The organism is Luteolibacter sp. LG18 (genome assembly GCF_036322585.1).
GTDB lineage: Bacteria > Verrucomicrobiota > Verrucomicrobiia > Verrucomicrobiales > Akkermansiaceae > Luteolibacter.
This window is the reverse complement of sequence record NZ_AP024600.1, coordinates 924,667-938,458: the sequence shown is the minus strand read 5'-3', so window position 1 is coordinate 938,458 and position 13,792 is coordinate 924,667. Positions and strand designations below refer to the sequence as shown.

The following is a 13,792-nucleotide window of genomic DNA, read 5'->3' as shown; positions in this document are numbered from 1 at the left end:
GATAGATTTCCAGAAACATGAAATGGGTGATCTATCTGGTTCTGGCGGTGCTCGTGGCGGGCGGTTGGGTGATGAACTCCAAGCCCAGCCCCGAGATGGCGGCCATCCAGAAGAAGATCGACGCGGCCACGGCCACCAACGAGGAGATCGAGGAGGTGCCGAAATGGCAGAGCCAGATCGATGCCAAGAAGGATGAGAAAAAGTTTTCCGGCATGCTGCTGGCGTTCCTCACCGCCGGCTTGGTCGGGGTGGTGGTCGTCGTCGAAGTCCTGCCGATCGTGGCTCACCGGTTCACGCATTCCGTCTACGACAGCGGCGAGGAAGTCGAAGCCGATGTGATGCACGACGCCCGCTCGAAGGTGGCGCAGGGCGACTATCATGGCGCGATCGAGGCCTTCAAGATCGCGGCCCAGAACGAGCCGATGAACCGCCTGCCATGGGTGGAAATCGCCAAGATCCAGCGCGAGAACCTCGAGGACCCGGCGGCGGCGATCCAGACGATCCGGACCGCGCTCGAAGGCCAGGAGTGGGAGCTCAACGACGCGGCCTACCTCCTGTTCCGCCTCGCCGAACTGTATGACGAGGACAACAAGGACCGCATGACCGCGGCCTCGATCCTCAATCAGGTGATGGAGCAGTTCCCGAACACCCGCCACTCGGCCAACGCCCGCCACCGTCTCCACGAGTGGGGCTTGATCTGAAGCCATGCAGCGGCGGTTGGGCGGCTTTTTCCGGCTGAACCCGCTGTTCGGTGGTGCCGTGGCGGCGGTTGTCGCGGTGACGTTCTGGTGTCTGTCCCCGGAGTGGGGAACGGGTGCGGCCATCGCCCTCGCGGCGGTGGCATGGTGGCTGACTTCCTGGCGCGGGGCGCTGTTCGCGCTGATCTGCGCCGGGGCGTCGGGTGGATTGCTTTGGAAGCATGAGCACGACCGTGCCGCGGCGACCGCGGCCTTGGTGGCGGTGCCGCGTCCGGCCGTTTCCGGAACGTTGTTGGCGGATGCCCGGGCGACCACGTCCGGGTGGTCGGCACCGGTGCGGCTTTCTGGCGGAAACGGGCTGCCAATCGCGATTGCCTGGTGGTTGGGGGAAGGCGAGCCGCCGGTCGCGGGCGCGAAGGTCTCGGCGCGGGGGAAGTTCGCCGATGCGGAGCCGCCGCGGAATCCGGGCGAGTTCGATCAGGTGGCGTGGTTCCGGCAGCAGGGGCTGGCGGCGATGTTTCTGGCGGACCGGGGTTCGGGTGAGGTCGCCACCGGGAAGATCGCGGCGTTTGGCGCGTGGATCCGGAAGGGGTTCCGGGAAGCGGTCACCATCGGCCTGCCCCCGGACAGCCAGGAGGCGGATGTGATCCGGGCGGTGGTGATCGGGGAATATCCGCGTGGCGAGGATGCGCTGATCGCGGCCTACCGGGACAGCGGCACGCTCCATGCGTTCTCGGTGAGCGGCATGCACGTGGCGCTGGCCGGGATCATCTGCTGGTTCGTGCTCGGGCGATTCGGGGTTTCCCGGCAGGTGGCTGTGCCGCTGCTGATTGCGCTGATGTTCGGCTATTCGTGGATCAGCGGAAACAGTCCGCCCGCGCTGCGTTCGGCCTGGATGGGAGCGGTGTTCCTAGCGGCATTCGCGCTGCGGCGGCGGCCGAGCTTGCTCAATGGCCTCGGGGCGGTGCTGCTGTGCACCGCGCTGTGGGAGGGGCGGTTGCTGCTGTTGCCCGGGGTCCAGCTTTCCTACGGCGTGGTTGCCGTGATCGGATTCCTAGGCGAGCCCTGCCGCCATTGGATGGGGCGTTTCGTGGCCCATGACGACTACCTGCCACGGGTGTTGCTGACGAAGTGGCAGGAGCGCTGGCATTGGTTGGCGCGGAAGGGCAGCGACGATGTGGCCGTGGCGGCGGTGGCGTGGCTGGGTTCGACCCCGCTGACGCTATGGCATTTCCGGATGACCACGCCGGTGGCGATCCTGGCGGCGATTCCGATGTCGCTGGGAATCTTCGGCCTGATGGTGCTGGCGGCGTTTTCGACCTTCTTGTTTCCGTTCTCGCCGGGAGCGGCTTCCCAAGTGAACCGCTTGAACGGCTGGGTGGCACGTGGCTGCACGGCCACGGCGGAGTCGCTGGCCAGCCTGCCGTTTGGAAACACCCACTTCGGGCGGATACAGAAGCCGTTCCTGCTGGTTTACGATCTGGAATACGGTGGAGGAGCGGCCTGTTTCGCCAGCGGTGACAGCGCGGTGCTGCTCGATTGCGGGGACCGCCGGACGTTCCACCGCACGGTCCTGCCATCCCTGAGAAACCTGGAGGTGGCCCCGGATGCGGTGGTGCTCAGCCACGCCGATGGCGGCCATGTCGGCGGCGGCAGCGAGCTGCTCCAAACCTACCGGATCCGGCAGGTGGTGATGCCGGTGGAAAAGGCGCGGAGCACGCTCTACAAGGCTTGGCAAACCGAGGCCCCGGCGGCGGGGGCGAAACTTCTGACGGCGGCGGAGGGCATGCGATTGCCCTTGGCCGACGGGGCTTGGCTGGAGGTGGTGGCGGTGCCCGATTCCGCGGCGAAGGGTGGAGTGGCCGACGACCAAGTGGCGATCTACCGGCTTCATTGGCAGAGGTGGAAGATCCTGTTCGTGAACGATGCCGGGCAGAAGACCGAGCGTCGCCTGCTGGAGGCGGACGTGGACCTCCGAGCGGATGTCCTGATCGCCGGGCATCACCGCAGTGATCTCTCATTGGGAGACGGCTTTGTTCAGGCCGTTGCCCCCAAGGCGATCATCGTCAGCAACGCCGCGTTTCCGGTGACGGAGCATCTTGACCCGGCCAAGACCGCGTGGTGGCGCGGGCAGGGGATCGAAGTTTTCGACCAGCGGGAGTCCGGTGGGGTGACCGTCCGGCCCGTGGAGCAGGGATTGCGGTTGGAGGGGTTCGTGAGCGGCCGGGCGAGCGTGCTCACGCGCTGAAGAATGGGGGCCTTGTTCGCAACGTTTTGATCGAAGGTAGGGCGCGGGATCGTATCATCCGCGGCATGATATCTCTCCGCGCGTGGGTGCTCTCGATGGTGATGGGCTTGAGCGTGCAGGCCGGAGCGACTCCGCTTTCGGAGCAAGGGAAGGTCGAGGGGGCATGGTTCGCGGGTAACGGCGATAGGATCATCGCTTCGGAAAGAGGAGGCCGCATCGGGTTCTGGGATGCCGTGAGCGGGGAGGCCTTGGCTGCGGAAATTGACCGGTTTGTGGGCGGCGAGAATTCCTGGTCCAAGGTCGATCAGGAGGGAAAATGGGTCCTCGCTGGTTCCAAGGAAGGTGGTAGCCGACTTTATGATTTTCAGACCGGCAAGGCGATGTCGGCGGAAATCCCGGCTTCTTTTCAGAATGGCCGGATTCGGGCGGCGCTGTCTCCTGGAGGCTTCCGCTTGATGACTTTCGAGCAACGCGAGGTGGCGAGGATCCACGATACCAAGACCGGCCAGAAGGTGGCGGAGATCCCGTTGGACGTTTCCAAGGACGACCCGGACGCCATGCCGGAAGGCGTGTTCGAGCAGAATGGCAAGAGAGCATGGATACTCGACAGCAGTGGAGCGATCCGTTGTTTCGACACCACGACGTGGAAGCCGGTGGGAGAGACGCTCCGGCATCCTGGGTCGGGATATTACTCGAGGTTGTCGATCGGGGCGGACGGGCGTTACATCATGGCTTGCAGCGATCAGCCCGATTGCGGAGGGATAGGAATGGTGTGCGTATGGGATGCCGCCACGCGTCGCTTGGTCGGGAAACCGGTGGAGAAAGCCTGGGGGGCGGGGGCGGAATTCGTGGATGGCGGCAAAAGGATGCGGGTCTTCTTCGGGCGCGGGGCGAGCTATGTCGCCTCGTTGCCGTCATGGAGCGCTGACTATTACCTGCCGATGCACAGTGATCTGGATGGGCCTCACGTCCTGGGTGCGGACGCTGGGCGCCTGTTCGTCTCATGGGGTGCGGACGGGATTGTGTCCTTCACCGAGGCGTCCACAGGCTCCCCCCGGGGTTCCTATCACGGGAGCGAGCCAGTGCTCCAAATCGCGGCAAGTCCGGTGAAGGATCGCGTCGTTGCGTTGCTGGGGAGGGAGCGCCTCGCCGAGGAAAAAGCAGGTTCCGCCACCCTCATGCGATTGGACCGGAAAGAGGATGCTGCTCCGGGACAGCCGTTGGTCTGCACAGGGTATACCTCACTTCGGTATCAGGAAGTCCTGACAGGTGACAGCCTAGCCATTTCGCCGGATGGGGTGCGGGTTTTGCTGGTGGTCGATGGCCGGGTCCGGCTTTTCCAAGTGGCGGATCTCAAGGAACTCCCCTCCACCACGGTGGCCGGGGTGGCGCGGTGATCACGCCCCTGCGGGCTTTCGCACGCGCAGCCGCCACATGCGTTTGCCCTCCGCCTCCCACTGGATCTGGAAGTCGGTCTTCGGGTAGAAGAAGGTGTCTTCCTCCCACTCCAGACGCTCGAAGCGGGCGAACTTCGCGATCTCCTCCACGCCCCACTCGTAGTATTCGGGGTGGTCGGTCATGAACAGGAACTCGCCGCCGGGTTGGAGGGCGTTCCAGACCGCTTCGAGGAAGGGCTGCTGGATCAGGCGGCGGCGGTGGTGCTTCGCCTTCGGCCACGGGTCCGGGCACAGCAGGTGCATGCGGCTGGCGGAGGCGGGAGGCAGCAGCCATTCCACGGTGTAGCGGCTTTCCAAGCGCAGCACCTTGGCGTTCGGCAGGCCGGCCTTGGTGATGCGCTTGCTGACCTTGCGGACCCGGCCGAGCAGGCGCTCGACGCCGAGGAAATTTCGCTCCGGATACTGCTCCGCCATGCCGAGCAGGAACGAGCCATCGCCGCAGCCGAGATCGATTTCGAGCGGCTTGGCGTCTCCGAAGACCGCCACGGGTTCCCAGCGCTTGAAATAGTCCGCGGGCATGAACTCGGCGGGAAACGCGGTGCGGGTGCGGGCGGGCTCGGTGGCGGTCACGGGCGGAATCGCAAACCAAGGCGGGCTGTTCCCGCAAGACTGAATCCGGGGGAGGGCTGCGCGGAGGATTTGCAGGTTGACCCCCGGCGCGCTTTTTGGGGGCATCGGACGATGACAAAATCCGTGGTGGGACTTCTGGCGTGGCTGATTCTTCCGGGCGTGGGGTGGGCGAAAGAGGGCTGGTGGCTGGAGATGGACGCGAAATATGCCGATGCCCTTTTGGCCCGCCACGAGGCAGGCAATCCGGCGGGGTGGAAGGAGGCCGTCGCCAAGCTGCCGCAATTGATCCAGAGCGGCGCGATCCGGGAGATCGAGAAGGTGGGGGTGGCCCAGTCCGAGACCGGAGGCCCGAAGTTTCCGCGGAAGAAAATCAAGCTGGAGAAGGGCCAGGAGGCCTCCACGGGTTCCAGTTACCACGTCGAGGGTGCCGCCACGCGGACCTTCCAGATCCGCGGACCGCTGCCCGCTTTCAATGTGCTCGGCATCACCACCACCGGGAAGCTCTCCAAGGAATGGACGCCGGTGTTCCTGCTGCGCAAAGGGGCGGTGCTGCGGTTGCTGCTGGAGCGGGATCCGGCCTCGGCGGAGGAGGTGAGCACGTCTGCCGGGCGCTTGACGTTCAAGGTCGAGCCGGTGCTGGGCTCCGAGTTCACGTGGTTCTTGACCCCGGAACAGCGGCAGTGGCTGGAAACCGGCAAGCCGCCTGCCGGGCTGCCGGCGGGGCCTGAGGAGGGGAAAAGCCGTTTGTTTGCTTTCAGCGACTCGGCGGACAGCGGGGACATGCCGGAGGGCGGCCTCCGGGGGATGGGGGTGGATCTCGGGTGGAGCCTCGATCCGCAGGGGGCGGTGGGTTACGATTTCTCCCGGAAGGTCCTCAAGGCGAAGTCGAAGGACGCCTACGAGTTGCTGATGGCCCGGGCAAAAGTGGCTCCTGGGACGAGGGAGGGGAAATCAGCGCTCCAGCAAAATGAGGAGAAGGTGACCACCTTCGGGACGGCTTCGGACGAGGGGAAGGAGGTCGGCGAGGTGGTGTGGAGCCTTTCCGCTCCTTCTCCGGCCAAGGCGGGGCCGTGAGGGGGCTTGGAAGGCCCTCGATCTGTTGGAAAGGTGGGTTCGGCTTGACGCTCTTTCCCGCCCATCCCTAGCCTCCGGGAACTCAGGCGGGCATCGGCCCGCCCCAACCGACCAACCGAACCCCTTTCCGACCGTGGACCTCCAGGAAATCCGTAAGATCGTCGAGCTCATGAACGAGCATGGACTCACCTATTTCGATCTCACCGGTGAGGATTTCCACATCAAGATGAAGAAGGGCCCGGATCTCGAGGCCCTGCGCGGCCTGATCGGCTCCATCCCGGCCGCCGCCCCGGTGGCCGTGGCTGCTCCTGCCGCCGCCCCCGCCGCCACGGGTGCTCCCGCCGCCGCTCCGGCTGCCGAAGGCGCGGAGATCAATTCCCCGATGGTGGGCACTTTCTACCGCAAGCCGGCTCCGGATGCCCCGAACTTCGTCGAAGTCGGCACCGCCGTTTCCGAAGGCCAGACGCTCTGCATCATCGAAGCGATGAAGGTCATGAACGAGATCAAGGCCGAGCGCTCCGGCACGATCTGCGCCGTGGTCGCCGAGGAAGGCAACCCGGTCCAATACGGCGACGTCCTCTTCCGCATCAAGTGATCCCTTTCCACGTCTTCGGTTTTCTTCCTGAAAGCTGAACACTGAAAACTCGCAAACTTCCTCATGTTCAAGCGCGTCCTGGTCGCCAATCGCGGCGAAATCGCCCTCCGCATCATCCGCGCCTGCCGTGAGCTCGGCGTCGAATCCGTGGCCGTCTACTCCGAGGCGGACGTCGATTCCATGCACGTCCACCTCGCCGATGAGGCGGTCTGTATCGGGCCTGCCTCCAGCAAGGAGAGCTATCTCAAGCCGGACCGCATCATCGCCGCCGCCGAGATCACCGGTGCGGACGCGATCCATCCGGGCTACGGCTTCCTTTCGGAGAACGCCCGCTTCGCGGAAATCTGCGCCACCTCCGGCATCAAGTTCATCGGGCCGTCCGCCTCCGTCATTTCGATGATGGGCGACAAGGCCACCGCCCGTGCCACCGCGGTGGCGAATGGCGTGCCGGTCACCCCGGGCTCCGGCATCATGGCCGATGCCGAAACCGCGCTGGTGGAAGCGAAGAAGATCGGCCTGCCGGTGATGATCAAGGCGACTGCCGGCGGCGGTGGCCGCGGCATGCGCCCGTGCTTCAAGGAGGAGGACTTCATTTCCCTGTTCCGCGCCGCTTCGAACGAGGCCCTCGCGGCCTTCGGCAATGGCGAGTGCTACCTGGAGAAGCTGGTGCTCAACCCGCACCACATCGAGTTCCAAGTCATCGCCGACACCCACGGCAATTTCATCCACCTCGGCGAGCGCGATTGCTCGATGCAGCGCCGCAACCAGAAGATCATCGAGGAGTGTCCCTCGCCGCTGCTGACTCCCGAACTGCGCGCGCGCATGGGCAAGGCCTCCGTGGATCTGATCTCCGCGATCGGCTACGAGAACGCGGGCACGATCGAGTACCTCGTCGATGAGGCGGGCGAGAACTTCTACTTCATGGAGATGAACACCCGCATCCAGGTGGAGCATCCCGTGACGGAGGAAGTGATGGGCTGCGAGCTCATCAAGGAGCAGATCCGCGTGGCAGCCGGTGAGCCGCTGTCGCACCACGTGCTCGACGCCACCCCGCGCGGCCACTCGATCGAGTGCCGCATCAATGCGGAGGACCCCTACAACAATTTCTGCCCCAGCCCGGGCAAGATCGACCTCTGGTATGCCCCGGGTGGCAAGGGTGTGCGCGTGGACACCCACGTTTACTCCGGCTACTCCGTGCCGCCGCACTACGACTCGATGATCGCCAAGCTCATCGTGACCGGTGCCACCCGTGAGATCGCCATCGCCCGCATGAAGCGCGCGCTCGGCGAATTCATGATCCGCGGCATCAAGACCACCATCCCCTTCCAGCTCGAAATCATGAATCATCCGGATTTCGTCAGCGGCACCTACGACATCGGTTGGGTGACCCGTTACCTGGAAGAGAAGAAGGCCTGAGCCGCGGCGGACGATGCTCGCGACCGCGAAACTCTACGCCATCCTTGATCTCGGCTACGTCCAGCCCGTGGATGCGGCGCGGATCACCTCCGCGCTGCTGGCGGGTGGAGCCGGGCTGCTCCAGCTCCGGGCGAAGGGCAAGGACCGGGAAACCATTACGGCGGTGGCCCGGGAACTGGTCCCGCTGTGCCACGAGGCCGGAGTGCCGTTCATTCTCAACGATTACCCCGATCTGGCGGCTGAGCTCGGTGCGGACGGGGTCCACATCGGTCAGGACGATGGCCCGCTGGCCGCGGCCCGGGCGATCGTGGGCGAGGGAAAGATCATCGGCCGCTCGACCCATTCGCTGGAGCAGGCGGAAGCCGCGCTGGCCGAGGGATTCGACTACATCGGGTTCGGCCCGTTGTTTCCGACGCCTACCAAACTGGGCCGCCCCGGGATCGGCATGGAGAACGTCGCCGAAATGGAGCGGCGGGTGGGTTCGAAGATCCCCGCGTTCTGCATCGGTGGCATCAAGCGCTCCAATTTGCCCGAAGTGCTCGCGGCCGGTGCGCGTCGGGTGGTGATCGTGTCCGACCTCCTGACCGCGGAAGATGTGGCTCAGGCGACCCGGTTGGTGGTGGATCGGCTTTCCTAGGCCGCGCGACGGATCTTTCGTTGTCCCAAAGGGTTTTCCCTTGAGCCTTCCGCCCGCTTGTACTCTCATCCCGGCGCTGGTCGGTTAGAGCGTTCCAGCCCAATCATTCTTCTCATGGCCACTCCCTCTGCAATCCTCGTTGGTGGAACGATCGCGATCGATCACGTGAAAACGCCCGCGGCGGAGGCGGAGAACCTGCTCGGGGGCTCGGCGTCGTATGCAGCCTTGGCCGCGTCCTATTTCACCGCTCCGGTCCACCTGGTCGGCATCGTCGGCCAGGACTTCCCGCCGCAGCATCTCGCGATGCTGGAGAGCCACGGCGTCACCCTTGAGGGGGTGGAGCGTTCGGAGGGAGACTCCTTCGCTTGGTCCGGGGAGTACCATGAGAACATGAACGACCGCACGACCCGCAGTGTCTCGGTCAACGTCCTGGAGAACTGGGAGGTGAAGGTGCCGGCGTCGCTCGCCGCCAGCCCGATCGTGGTGCTCGCGAACATGTCGCCGGACAACCAGCTCCAGATGCTGGACCAGTGCACCGCCGCCGAGCGCTTCGTGGTGGCGGACACCATGGACCTGTGGATCAACATTGCCCGGGAGCGCCTGCATGAGGTGCTGAAGCGCATCGATCTGTTGGTGATCAACGAGGGCGAGGCCCGTGATTTCATGGGAACCTCCAACCTGATCCTGGCGGGCCGCCGTCTTCTCGAAACCGGCCCCCGCAATGTCGTTATCAAGCTGGGCGAGTTCGGGGCCATGTTGTTCTCCGAGCAGGAAACCGGTGACTCCGAGTGGGAGCTTTCCGAGAACACCTTCTTCCGCTGCGCCGCTTTCCCGCTGCGCGAGGTGGCGGATCCGACCGGAGCGGGGGATACCTTCCTCGGCGGTCTCGCCGGGCACCTCGCGGCGACCGGCAAGACCCGGTTCGGTTTCGATGATATCCGCCGTGCGGTGGTTCAGGGCTCGGTGGTGGCGTCGTTCACCTGTGAGGCATTTTCGACCCGCCGCTTGGAATCCTTGGACGAGGCGGCCATCGGTCAGCGCTTGGATCTCTTCAAGCGCATGAGCGATTGGTGAACCCTTGTGGCCGAAATTGGGAAGCCGAAGGCGGTTCGAAGTTCGGGTGGCATCGGGTCAATTTCGGCCATTAAAACTTTTCAAGGGTGGATTAAAATACCCACCCAAAAGGGGTAATTCGCCCCGTATGGGAGGCTTCCAGACATAAAAATTTTGGCCTGTGCGCCCCGGAATTTTTGATTTTCAATCCATTCATTTTCAATGGATTGGATGAAGGGGTGGCGTTAGATGCGCCGTGCGTGGCGTGAGGCTCGGGTAAATCCGCAGAATTTCCTTGCGCCTGTGCCCTGTACCCTGTTCTTTGGCTACGAAACCTACCGTTCCGTGGACTCAGTGCGTGACGAAGACGTCACGCACCCGCGGGGCTAAATCCTCGACGTCCCTCCAAACCGATCCTAAATCCAACCCGTCATGAAACCATTTCACTCCTTCGCCATGCTCGCCGCGATCGCCGCGGTCGGTCAGGCATTCGCCGTTGATGCTACCACCACGCCGGTGGGGTATGTGAGCCTGGGCAACAAAACCACGGGGCAGCCGGCAATCGCCGACGGTTCCGACGTGGCGATCTCCATTCCGCTTGTGAACGCGGCTGCTTTCACGAGCACGGTCGCTTCCGTGGCGGGCAATGTAGTGACTCTTTCCGCTTCGCCGACCCTCGGAACCGGTCCTTTCATCGCGGTGGTTGAGTCTGGCACGAAAGAAGGCTTGGTCGCTCTCGTTGCTTCGACCTCGGGTGCTAACGTGACTCTCACCCTTCAGCCTGGAGACAGCCTTACCGGCGTGTCCGCTGGCAATACGGTTTCGATTCGCCCGGCCAGCACGATCAAGAGCTTTTTCTCGGGCAACACCCTTGTCGACGGCCTGGAGCTCGACGCTTTCAGCGGTGCAACGGCTGGAACGAACCTCGCGCCGGATGCTCTGTTTTTCTACTTCGCCGGTGACTGGTATGACGCAGGCAGCAATATTGCCAATGACACCGTTCTTTATCCGGGTGAGAGTTTCATCATCCGCAATGTCACCGGTAGCAACCAGCAGTCGCTGGTGGTGTCGGGAGAAGTGCCGAAGTTCAACAGCCGCGTCGTGATCTCCAAATTGGCGGCTGGCACCGAACAGGACAACCGCATCTCCTATCTGTCGCCGGTTGATCAAACCATCGGTTCCTCTGGATTGGGCTCTTCTGACGGCGATCAGTTGATCTTTTTCGACAATGGTGTCGGCCTGAATAAGTCCGGCGACAACCTCTTCTACTTTGCGGGTGCTTGGTATGATGGTGGTAGCAATGATGTGACCAACACTTTTACCCTCAAGGCGGGTGAAGGCTACATCTACCGTCGCGTTGCCGATGCGCCAGTGGGCGATGTTGTTGTTTCCGATAGCCAAAGCTATCGCGCTTCTCTCTGAAGAACGGTTGAATAGCCACTTACGCAATCATTTCTGAATTAAATTCCATGAAAAAAATCTTTGGTTCTCTTCTCGCCCTAGTTGGCTTGTCTGCCTTCGCTAATGCAACCGTCACCCTCACCATCAGTGGTGTCGGCACTGGTGCGCTGACCAGCCTTGCGGATTCCAGCAGCAGCACTGCCAACGGCCTCGTGTGGGGTATCGTTGTCGATGCCTCCGGCAATGGTTTTGATACCGCGAACTATCAGGGTGGGTGGACGCTGAATACGACCGCGGGGGGGATTCTCATGCCCGGTTCCGGGGACGACGTCCTTTATATCGCTACTTCGAATAACCTTACCGCGACCTCCCTCGGGACGGGCGGCGGTGTTGGTTCGGCGATCTCCATTGCGGGCCTTACCCTTAACGGTGGTCTTGGCGTCCAGGGTTCCGGTTCCACTCTCGGCACTGTTGCTGGCGATTCCTTCGCTATCATCTGGTTCGACCGCACCACCCTCCTCGGTGGTACTGTGGCAGGTGGCAGCAAGTTTGGAATCGTGACCGACCCGGGCCTCAAGCTTCCTGGTGATGGTTCCAACGTCGGATACAATCCTCTTTTCACGTCGGTGGATCCGGTTCGTCCGACCAACCTGACCTTCGTGCCCGAGCCGTCCGCCGCCCTCTTGGGTGCGTTTGGCGCTCTTGCTCTTCTTCGCCGTCGCCGCTAATCCGGTTTTGGCTGAAAAGGCTGTATTTCAAGGAGGCGGGTGAAAACCCGCCTCCTTTTATTTTGGGCTAACGGAAGTGATCGGCGGTGGATGCCGTCGACCATGTTTGTCCCTAGGAACCCGGCGAACTCAGTGGGCGCGGATCTGCCCAAGGGTCATGTCGATGTGGCTCATAGTGCTCGAATCGATCACCGGTGTGCTTGCCTTTTCCCAGTTTTCCGGAGGAGCAGGTAGGTTTACCCAGCTTCTGCAGCCTCCGTATTTCCCTGCGTAAGGGAACTCCCAAGGTTCGGCGAGTTGGCTGACTTGGAGGAGGGCGACGTGGATGCTGCCGCTGGTCATGCCTTTGCCCTCCCAATCGAACCGTTCACGGACGAGTTCTGGGGCGTAAATATGATAGGGGGTAAGGGCGTCGACTTGGTTCCAGTCAGTAAGGGTTCTCGCCCATAGTGCTTTGGCGTGGTGGGTGATACGAACTGTATCTCCGGGTTGCCACTCAGGCATGGGCTCGGCCGCACCTTCCGTCACATGATTGCCTTGGGCGTGGAAGCGGGTTGGGAAAAGGAAAAACGACTCGTGGGCGAAGGAGAAGCCTGCACGGCCTTCATGGATGCCGCCTTTGCGAAGAATTACCGTTTGGCGACCGGACGCGAGGGCGTCACACACTACCTGCCACTCTTTGAAGCCGATCACGTCTGACATGGACAGAGGTTCCGGAATCCAAGCCTTGGAATCCAGAGCAGAAATCGGAGTCTGAACGGGCTCTGGATTGTGGTGCTGGAATAGCGGTTGTCTGCTTCAAGTTCCGGGCTGAAGAGCGTCGTCGGCAAACACCCTCCGCTGCGGCGGTTTCATTTTGCAGTTCCCATGCCCGTGGGTTACTCGTTGCGCAATACCCAGTCTCATGCGCCGCGCTTCCAGTCTCTTTCTCGCGCTTTCTCTCGGCCTCTCCTCCTGTGATAAGAAATCCGGATCGGACTCCGGGGGGGCTTCGGGCGATTTGAAGTCCGTTCGTGCCACCCGCCCTGATCGTGCCGTTCGGGATGGGGAAGCGGCTGCTTACAAGAAAAGACCGAAGCCCGGGAGCCCTGTCGTCGTGGCCAAGCACACGCCAGAGGAAATCGCGGCTCTTCGTGCCAAGGCTGCCGAGTATGGGGAGAGTGATCCCGGCGCTGGCATTGAATGGATTGTTAAGACATTGCCTTCTCCGGATGCCGCATTAGAGGAGGTCTATGGCGCTCTCATTGAGGCGATGCTGAAGAAGGACCCTGAAGCCGCCATCTCCATCGCCGCTACCGTCCCGAATGGGGGGCAATCTCTCGCCTTTGGAAGCGCTCTTTATTCGGTTTTGGCCCGAAATGAGCCAGGCACGGCTTGGGCCGTTCTCAAAGAAAACCGCATCGCCGCCAATCCCGTCCTTGCCGTTCGCGCGATCACAAGCGCCGAGGTCGACAGCAAGGGATTGGAGGCCGCCCTTGCCGACTATCGGGCAAACCGTCCCGGTTCCTCCATTTCCTTTTTCTTCACGGTCTTCGCCTCCAACAAAGGCCTTTCCCGTGCCGATGTCACCGTGGCCATGCGTGAACTCGATGGCCTTGAATCCGACCAAGGTTATTCCAACGCCCTCGCCAACGTCATCCGCAACGCTTCGCCGGCCAACCACGACGTCATCACCAGCCACCTTGGGAACCGGTCGTCCGCGCCGAAATACGATCAGCCCTACCAAGCGACTTCTCTTCTTTTGCTGGACTCCGGTGATCCTGTTTCCGCCGCCATGTGGGCCGGGCGTATCACGAACCCGGAGTTGAAGGCTGACACGGCGCAGGAGATCCGCGCTAGTCTTTCCACTGTCGATCAGGGTACCCGCGGCAAAGTAGAGGAGTTGTTGAAAAAGTAGCCGCGCGTCGCTGGCGGT

13 protein-coding genes are annotated in these 13,792 nt (G+C 62.9%); 11 read left to right on the top strand and 2 right to left on the bottom strand.

Annotated features, from left to right (window positions below; translation table 11 throughout):
- The first annotated feature begins 17 nt into the window (after positions 1-17).
- The 3 genes from llg_RS03940 (at position 18) to llg_RS03930 (ending at position 4,343) form a co-directional block, all read left to right on the top strand.
- On the top strand, positions 18-701 hold the full coding sequence (locus llg_RS03940; protein WP_338288225.1) for a tetratricopeptide repeat protein: 684 nt from the start codon (positions 18-20) through the stop codon (positions 699-701).
- 4 nt (positions 702-705) lie between these two features.
- Positions 706-2,946, top strand: a complete 2,241-nt coding sequence (locus llg_RS03935) for a ComEC/Rec2 family competence protein (RefSeq protein WP_338288224.1) — start codon at positions 706-708, stop codon at positions 2,944-2,946.
- Positions 2,947-3,053: 107 nt separating this feature from the next.
- Complete coding sequence (locus tag llg_RS03930; protein WP_338288223.1) at positions 3,054-4,343, top strand: WD40 repeat domain-containing protein; 1,290 nt, start codon at positions 3,054-3,056, stop codon at positions 4,341-4,343.
- On the opposite strand, the gene trmB is transcribed toward llg_RS03930, so the two are convergent.
- Positions 4,344-4,973: a tRNA (guanosine(46)-N7)-methyltransferase TrmB gene (trmB, locus tag llg_RS03925; RefSeq protein WP_338288222.1), complete on the bottom strand. Its 630-nt coding sequence runs from the start codon at positions 4,971-4,973 to the stop codon at positions 4,344-4,346. It lies immediately after the preceding gene.
- Between the two features lie 111 nt (positions 4,974-5,084).
- On the opposite strand from trmB, the gene llg_RS03920 reads away from it, so the two are divergent.
- The 7 genes from llg_RS03920 to llg_RS03890 all read left to right on the top strand — a co-directional run bounded on the left by llg_RS03920 (position 5,085) and on the right by llg_RS03890 (position 11,877).
- Positions 5,085-6,047, top strand: coding sequence for a hypothetical protein (locus llg_RS03920; RefSeq protein ID WP_338288221.1), 963 nt, complete (start codon positions 5,085-5,087; stop codon positions 6,045-6,047).
- A gap of 133 nt (positions 6,048-6,180) precedes the next feature.
- Complete coding sequence (gene accB / locus llg_RS03915) at positions 6,181-6,642, top strand: acetyl-CoA carboxylase biotin carboxyl carrier protein (RefSeq protein WP_338288220.1); 462 nt, start codon at positions 6,181-6,183, stop codon at positions 6,640-6,642.
- A gap of 63 nt (positions 6,643-6,705) precedes the next feature.
- Positions 6,706-8,058, top strand: a complete 1,353-nt coding sequence (gene accC / locus llg_RS03910) for an acetyl-CoA carboxylase biotin carboxylase subunit (RefSeq protein WP_338288218.1) — start codon at positions 6,706-6,708, stop codon at positions 8,056-8,058.
- A gap of 13 nt (positions 8,059-8,071) precedes the next feature.
- A complete protein-coding gene (gene thiE, locus llg_RS03905; protein ID WP_338288216.1) occupies positions 8,072-8,695 on the top strand; it encodes a thiamine phosphate synthase in 624 nt (207 codons plus the stop codon).
- 114 nt (positions 8,696-8,809) lie between these two features.
- Positions 8,810-9,769, top strand: a complete 960-nt coding sequence (locus llg_RS03900; protein ID WP_338288215.1) for a PfkB family carbohydrate kinase — start codon at positions 8,810-8,812, stop codon at positions 9,767-9,769.
- 411 nt (positions 9,770-10,180) lie between these two features.
- Positions 10,181-11,170: a TIGR02597 family protein gene (locus llg_RS03895; RefSeq protein ID WP_338288214.1), complete on the top strand. Its 990-nt coding sequence runs from the start codon at positions 10,181-10,183 to the stop codon at positions 11,168-11,170.
- A 47-nt stretch (positions 11,171-11,217) separates the two neighbouring features.
- Complete coding sequence (locus tag llg_RS03890; RefSeq protein WP_338288213.1) at positions 11,218-11,877, top strand: hypothetical protein; 660 nt, start codon at positions 11,218-11,220, stop codon at positions 11,875-11,877.
- Positions 11,878-12,006: 129 nt separating this feature from the next.
- On the opposite strand, the gene llg_RS03885 is transcribed toward llg_RS03890, so the two are convergent.
- Positions 12,007-12,579 (bottom strand): DUF1802 family protein, encoded by a 573-nt coding sequence (locus llg_RS03885; RefSeq protein WP_338288212.1) that lies wholly within the window; start codon positions 12,577-12,579, stop codon positions 12,007-12,009.
- A gap of 202 nt (positions 12,580-12,781) precedes the next feature.
- Between llg_RS03885 and llg_RS03880 the strand changes: the two genes are divergently transcribed.
- Entirely contained in the window at positions 12,782-13,774 is a 993-nt protein-coding gene (locus llg_RS03880; RefSeq protein ID WP_338288210.1) for a hypothetical protein, read from the top strand.
- Positions 13,775-13,792 lie beyond the last annotated feature (18 nt).

Coding starts and splice junctions, on each gene's coding strand:
- llg_RS03940 (WP_338288225.1), top strand. CDS start 18: ATGAAATGGGTGATCTATCTGGTTCTGGCGGTGCTCGTGGCGGGCGGT.
- llg_RS03935 (WP_338288224.1), top strand. CDS start 706: ATGCAGCGGCGGTTGGGCGGCTTTTTCCGGCTGAACCCGCTGTTCGGT.
- llg_RS03920 (WP_338288221.1), top strand. CDS start 5,085: ATGACAAAATCCGTGGTGGGACTTCTGGCGTGGCTGATTCTTCCGGGC.
- accC (WP_338288218.1), top strand. CDS start 6,706: ATGTTCAAGCGCGTCCTGGTCGCCAATCGCGGCGAAATCGCCCTCCGC.
- thiE (WP_338288216.1), top strand. CDS start 8,072: ATGCTCGCGACCGCGAAACTCTACGCCATCCTTGATCTCGGCTACGTC.
- llg_RS03900 (WP_338288215.1), top strand. CDS start 8,810: ATGGCCACTCCCTCTGCAATCCTCGTTGGTGGAACGATCGCGATCGAT.
- llg_RS03895 (WP_338288214.1), top strand. CDS start 10,181: ATGAAACCATTTCACTCCTTCGCCATGCTCGCCGCGATCGCCGCGGTC.
- llg_RS03890 (WP_338288213.1), top strand. CDS start 11,218: ATGAAAAAAATCTTTGGTTCTCTTCTCGCCCTAGTTGGCTTGTCTGCC.
- llg_RS03885 (WP_338288212.1), bottom strand. CDS start 12,579: ATGTCAGACGTGATCGGCTTCAAAGAGTGGCAGGTAGTGTGTGACGCC.
- llg_RS03880 (WP_338288210.1), top strand. CDS start 12,782: ATGCGCCGCGCTTCCAGTCTCTTTCTCGCGCTTTCTCTCGGCCTCTCC.